This window comes from uncultured Campylobacter sp., assembly GCF_938030815.1.
In the GTDB taxonomy this organism is placed as follows: Bacteria; Campylobacterota; Campylobacteria; order Campylobacterales; family Campylobacteraceae; genus Campylobacter_B.
Genome location: NZ_CALHII010000016.1, coordinates 1 through 4,976 on the forward strand (window position 1 = coordinate 1; position 4,976 = coordinate 4,976).

General features: G+C 41.0%; 6 protein-coding genes. 3 read left to right on the forward strand and 3 right to left on the reverse strand.

Annotation, left to right across the window (positions count from 1 at the left end; all coding sequences use genetic code 11):
• Positions 1 to 189: 189 nt before the first annotated feature.
• Positions 190 to 879 carry a hypothetical protein gene (locus Q0277_RS00400; RefSeq protein ID WP_297994361.1) on the reverse strand — a complete coding sequence of 230 codons (690 nt, stop codon included), beginning with the start codon at positions 877 to 879 and terminating at the stop codon, positions 190 to 192.
• Complete coding sequence (locus tag Q0277_RS00405) at positions 876 to 2,147, reverse strand: hypothetical protein (protein WP_297994364.1); 1,272 nt, start codon at positions 2,145 to 2,147, stop codon at positions 876 to 878. The genes Q0277_RS00400 and Q0277_RS00405 overlap by 4 nt, the downstream gene beginning before the upstream one ends.
• A gap of 374 nt (positions 2,148 to 2,521) precedes the next feature.
• Here Q0277_RS00405 and Q0277_RS00410 point away from each other — a divergent pair, with 374 nt between their 5' ends.
• From Q0277_RS00410 to Q0277_RS00420, 3 genes are read left to right on the forward strand one after another with little or no spacing between them, the layout of a single operon-like run.
• Positions 2,522 to 3,235, forward strand: a complete 714-nt coding sequence (locus Q0277_RS00410; protein WP_297994366.1) for a hypothetical protein — start codon at positions 2,522 to 2,524, stop codon at positions 3,233 to 3,235.
• Positions 3,232 to 3,357 carry a hypothetical protein gene (locus Q0277_RS00415; RefSeq protein WP_297994369.1) on the forward strand — a complete coding sequence of 42 codons (126 nt, stop codon included), beginning with the start codon at positions 3,232 to 3,234 and terminating at the stop codon, positions 3,355 to 3,357. Before Q0277_RS00410 ends, Q0277_RS00415 begins: the two co-directional genes overlap by 4 nt.
• Positions 3,358 to 3,409: 52 nt before the next feature.
• The gene (locus Q0277_RS00420; protein ID WP_297994371.1) at positions 3,410 to 4,399 is read left to right on the forward strand and encodes a hypothetical protein; all 990 of its coding nucleotides are present in this window, start codon (positions 3,410 to 3,412) and stop codon (positions 4,397 to 4,399) included.
• Here Q0277_RS00420 and Q0277_RS00425 read toward each other — a convergent pair.
• Complete coding sequence (locus Q0277_RS00425; protein ID WP_297994374.1) at positions 4,378 to 4,698, reverse strand: hypothetical protein; 321 nt, start codon at positions 4,696 to 4,698, stop codon at positions 4,378 to 4,380. The two genes, Q0277_RS00420 and Q0277_RS00425, sit on opposite strands and share 22 nt — an antisense overlap.
• Positions 4,699 to 4,976: the final 278 nt, after the last annotated feature.

The window sequence follows — 4,976 nt, forward strand, 5'->3', positions numbered from 1 at the left end:
CGCGCAATTTCTTAGCAAAACTCTTTCCCATATTGCCGTAGCCTATTCGCTGCGCCGTTTCGCACCCAAATCATTAAAACAGGCTTACCAAACGCTTATAGACAAAATACCAACCATCAGCAACTCACTCGCTATCAGGCTGAAAATGTTTGCGAGTATCGGCCTTATCGCCATGTTGATTTGGAGCGTTTACGTTACGGCCCACAACAAAGCGGCCTTATGGAAACTGATGACAGGCAGGAGCATAGGCGAAGTGGAACATACGCTGCCGAAGCTCGCGGCTTGCTGCTTGCACGCTTCGTTAAATTCGTCGTTTTTATCGTAGATCGCTAAAGAAATTTTCTCATCGACGAAGGGATCGGCTAAGTTTCCGATCACCTCGGTAATTTCGTTCGTTAGATTATCGATCTTTAAAAGGGTGTTTGGAGGCAACTGCTTTAGCGATTTTTGCGTGGCTTTGAGCGGATTTGCGAGGCCAGTTTTGACGTTTACGCCTAAAATTTCGCGCCCGAAGCTTTTGGTATAAACCACGCTCGTTAAGAATGCGGGCTTAACGCACATCAGCACCTTTGCGTGCAGGCGGGACTTTCTTGAGCTTAAAATTTTTGCTAGGATCAGATCGCCCAGATGCACGCCGCTTAAATATCTGTTTTCGATGATGAGATCGGCTTTGAAGCGATCGTCGAAGCTTTGCAGATAGCCCGTGCCGTCGCGCGCGATGTCGAGCCTGCCGAAAACATAGCCGTCGTTTAGATAGAGCTTGCCCTTGTGCGCGCTGATAGCACCGATATTTAGGAGGTTGCGCGCGAGCTCCTTTTGCTCGCCGCTAAGATCCTTTTCAAATACGCCCGAGTTAAAGGCGCGCAGGAACTCTTTCATATCGAAATTTCGCCTTTAGCCTCTAAAAACGCCTCTTGCTCGAAGCCGAACTCGACTAGTAAATTTAAAGCGTTGTCGATACTAAGCTCGTCGAAGTGGTGGTAGATATTGACCGCGGTTTTGGCGATCTTTAGCATCGCGTAGCGGGATTTGTTCTCAAAAGGCGCGTCGTCTGGGGCGTTTGAATACAGCGCGTCCTGTGCGATCTGCTCTAACCCGAAATGCGCAAATAGCGCGTGCGAGACGCTTTCGCGGCTCGTGCCGCTAAATTTCATCTCCACGTCGGTAAAATCCTGCGGAAAGATCGAGCCTTTGATGGCATGGTAAAATTCCTCCGCCTTGCCCGCCGCGCACACCTGCTCGTCGATAAAAACTCGCCCAAACTCCACTAAAATCACGCTTGAAAGGATATTTTGCTCTATCTGCGGGTAGGATTTGATCCACGAAAACATAAGCAGATTTCGCAGTAGCGAGACCTGCGTGAGCTTTTCGCGATCGATGCGATACGCCTGCAAATCCGGCTTTAGCATCTCGTCGAATACTGCGAATAGAAAAAACGCCCGCATCTGCTCGCGCCCGTAAAGCTCGAACGCTCGCTGCAAATTTAGCGTCTTTGGCGCCGTGTCGCCTTGCTCCTGTTTCGCCGGCTGCTCTCGCCCCTGCTGCTGCGCCGTTCCCCATTCTTGCCCCTGTTTTTGCCGCTGCGCTTGCCCCTGTTCCTGCTCTCGTTCTTGCTGTTGCGTTTGTGCGGCTTGCGTAGAGATGCTCGAACCTAGCGCGCAATCAGCTTTCGCAGCGGCGTGCTGATTTTGCCGCTGCGTATCGCTTGCGGCCTGCGAGGGGTTAAATTTAAAATTCTCGTCGCTGCAGTTCGCGCCGTTTGCGTCATTTGAGCGATTAAATTTAAGACTGTCACCCTGCCCTGCTAGGTCTGCGCTTTCTTGCTCGCTCGCGGCGCACTCGTTTTGCCGCCACTCGTCTGCGGCGTCTTGTAAATCGCATCCTATGGACTTCACAGGCTCCGTGCTTTGGAGATCGCACCGCTCATCTGTAGCGGCAAAATTTTGCTCCGCGAGCCCTTCGGCGCTAAATTTAGACAAACCGCAAAAGGCCAAATCTAAAATTTTATCCGCGAGGGGGGCGTTTTTTGAAATTTGCAAAGCGAGCCTGACGTCCGAAACATCCGCGTCAAACGATGCTAAAATTTTTAAAATTTCATCGCTAAAGCCCGCAAGAGCGCCTATTTTTTGGGTTATAAATTTATTCATTTTGAAAAGCCGTTCAATAGAAATTTCGCACAATCATATCAAATTTTAGCCCAAATTGTAAAGCGAAGCTGCGCTTGCGACGAAATTTTATCGCGTCTCGAAGGGTATTTGTAAAGCGCTCTAGGGTTTGTATTTTAAAAAGCTTTAAATTTAAGCCCGCGCGATCGCACGAACGAAACCGGCGAAGCCCCAAGCGCGAGCAGCGGCTGCCCAAATACGACCGATGATAGCCTGAATGCGACGGTCCAAACACAGGGGTCCAAATATGAGCGCTCGAAATTAAAATTTACCATAGACGGTGGGGTATCGTTTTATAAAATTTTAATCCCCTTTCGTATAGAATGCATCGAAATTCCATTTATAAAGAGCCTAATTTGGATAAATTTAAAGCCGGTGCTGTGCTAAGGAAAGAAGAGGCTAGGGACTACGACAAAGAGCCGATTGTTATAAAAGATTACAAACCACAAGTAAATTTGATTGGTATATTTTTAATGATTTTAGCTTTTATTATTTTGTGTATCGCAAAACCAGAAAAAGTCAATGGTTTTACGATTTTATCTCTCATGGTAGCAATTCCTTACATTATGAAATTTTTGGGCAAAAATTATTTTATTCTGAAAAATGAAATGATAAGCCAAATTAAAAATGATAAATCTTTTGATTTTATGCAAGTAAAAAATATTAAAAATGTTAAATTTAGCGTTGATTTTAGAGATGGAAGCGAACAAATTTCACTAGTTGCCAAAATTTTACTTTTGATTATTATTTCTACATACATATACGCAATTTTTGCATTCAATGAGCCTATTATTTTGTTTTTTATTTTTGCACTTATCGTTGTATTTTATGCAATTCCAAAAATCATAACTCATACAATAAATGGTGGCAAAATCAATGATAGCGTTTATGATTGTCTTACCATTTACAGCAAAAATGGAAAAGTGATGAATATTATGATTTGCAACGACAAAGAATTTAAAGAATTTAAAAAATACTTTTTAGAAAATGTGAAATTAAATATTTCAAATGCTAAAACTAGCTTTGGAATTTTTGATAAAAATTTTTATAACACAAGGAGCGAACGATGAGTTTATACAGCAAAGAAGCGACAGCTAAGTTTGAGCTTGACAAAGCAGAAAAAGAAATCTTTGACAATGCAAAAGATTTTGAAAAATTGTTTGAATTTTTAAAAGGTGCCGCAAAAAGGTGACGAACTCGCCAACAATATCTATACTTTGCCATACGAGACTGGCACAAAGGATTTGTTACAAAAATATATGAAAGCCAAAGCAAATGGTGAAGTTTCTAATGTGGAAGAATTTTTTAACAAGAAATATACGGCACAAAAATGGGCGACAGGATTAGGTGCAACTGGTGGTGTTATAAATATGGCAGATGAATATTCAAAAGGAAATTATGGCAGAATGGTTACTGGTGCCGTTGCCGATTTTGGTCTGTTAATTTTGCCAAAAATTTTAAAAGGTTCAAACCCTATTTTAATAGCAATCGACATAGCCAACATAATAGACAAAGTTACATTTGACACAGGGCTTTTTGACATAAGTAACCACTTAAAAAATCTTTATGATAAATTAACTGGTTCAAGAGACAGTAAAAAAATAGAAATCACAGATAACGGCGTTTTACAAGTAAGAATGCCAAACGACAAAGTATATGCCAGACCTTTGATTAACACAGGAGCTAAATTCTCACTCTTTGGCGACAGAAAATCCGACGTCCTCTTCGGCGGTAGTGGAGATGACTTGCTTCAAGGCAGAAATGGCGATGATTTGCTTCTTGGCGGAGCCGGCTATGATACATACTTTGCCGACGGCAAAGACACTATAAGAGATGAGGATGGAAAAGGTCAGGTATATTTTCATGGTCGCAAACTAACTGACGGCACTCAAATAGAAAAAGGCTCAAACATATATAAAACAAAAGACAATATAAAATATGAACTAATTGATAATAAGCTTATAGTAAATGATAGCCTTATTATAGAAGACTTTAATCCATACCAAGAGTGTCTTGACATAACCCTACACAAAGCAGATGAGATAGCAGTAAATGTATCAAATGCAAATGCAGTAGAAAAAGCAGGAAAGATGAATTTTACAATCTCACTTAGTAGAGAGCTAAGGGAGGGTGAATTTGTAAAAGTAACCATACCTGCCATAAACGGTAATGAAGCAAAAACTTATATGTTTATGCACCATAGCAACCCAAACTATACGCTAGGAGCAGCATAGAGCATGTATTTGGTAGCACAAATTATGAATATTAACAATATTCTAGCCCCTTCGAATGTTATTTCATCGGCATTACCTAGAGCTTTGATTAACTTGCCACCTTGCGTATAGTGATAGTGCCTGTGTGTTTTAACCGTTCCGTCTCTGGCCGGTGAGCTATAAAATTTAACGGCTATAAAATCATCTAAGACTTCGACCATAGTGCGCTTATATTGCGGCAAGATAAAATTCCTGACTACTTTGTCAGGGTCTGATTTAAAAATTGGATTATCCTTAATTTTGGTAAAAACTTCTGTCATCTTTCTTCCTTTGTATAGTAATTTTAGGCAGATTATAGAATTTCCTCAAAGGATTAACAAGGCAGGAGCGCAAAAAAGCTACTATACAATTTTTTAATATATAGTAGTTTTTCTTAAAATATATGTATGAATCGATGATTCTCGGTGCTAAGAATTTTTTAAGAATAATTTTAAAATTCCCAAAAATAGGGCTTAAAAAATTATTTAAAAATTCAAAAAACAAAAAAATAGGAGAAAATTTTGATAGATGGTGCGACCGACGAGACTTGAACTCGTAC

Bases quoted from the DNA above. Each gene is read 5' to 3' on its own strand.
- Q0277_RS00400 (WP_297994361.1), bottom strand. From the start codon at position 879: ATGAAAGAGTTCCTGCGCGCCTTTAACTCGGGCGTATTTGAAAAGGAT.
- Q0277_RS00405 (WP_297994364.1), bottom strand. From the start codon at position 2,147: ATGAATAAATTTATAACCCAAAAAATAGGCGCTCTTGCGGGCTTTAGC.
- Q0277_RS00415 (WP_297994369.1), top strand. From the start codon at position 3,232: ATGAGTTTATACAGCAAAGAAGCGACAGCTAAGTTTGAGCTTGACAAA.
- Q0277_RS00425 (WP_297994374.1), bottom strand. From the start codon at position 4,698: ATGACAGAAGTTTTTACCAAAATTAAGGATAATCCAATTTTTAAATCA.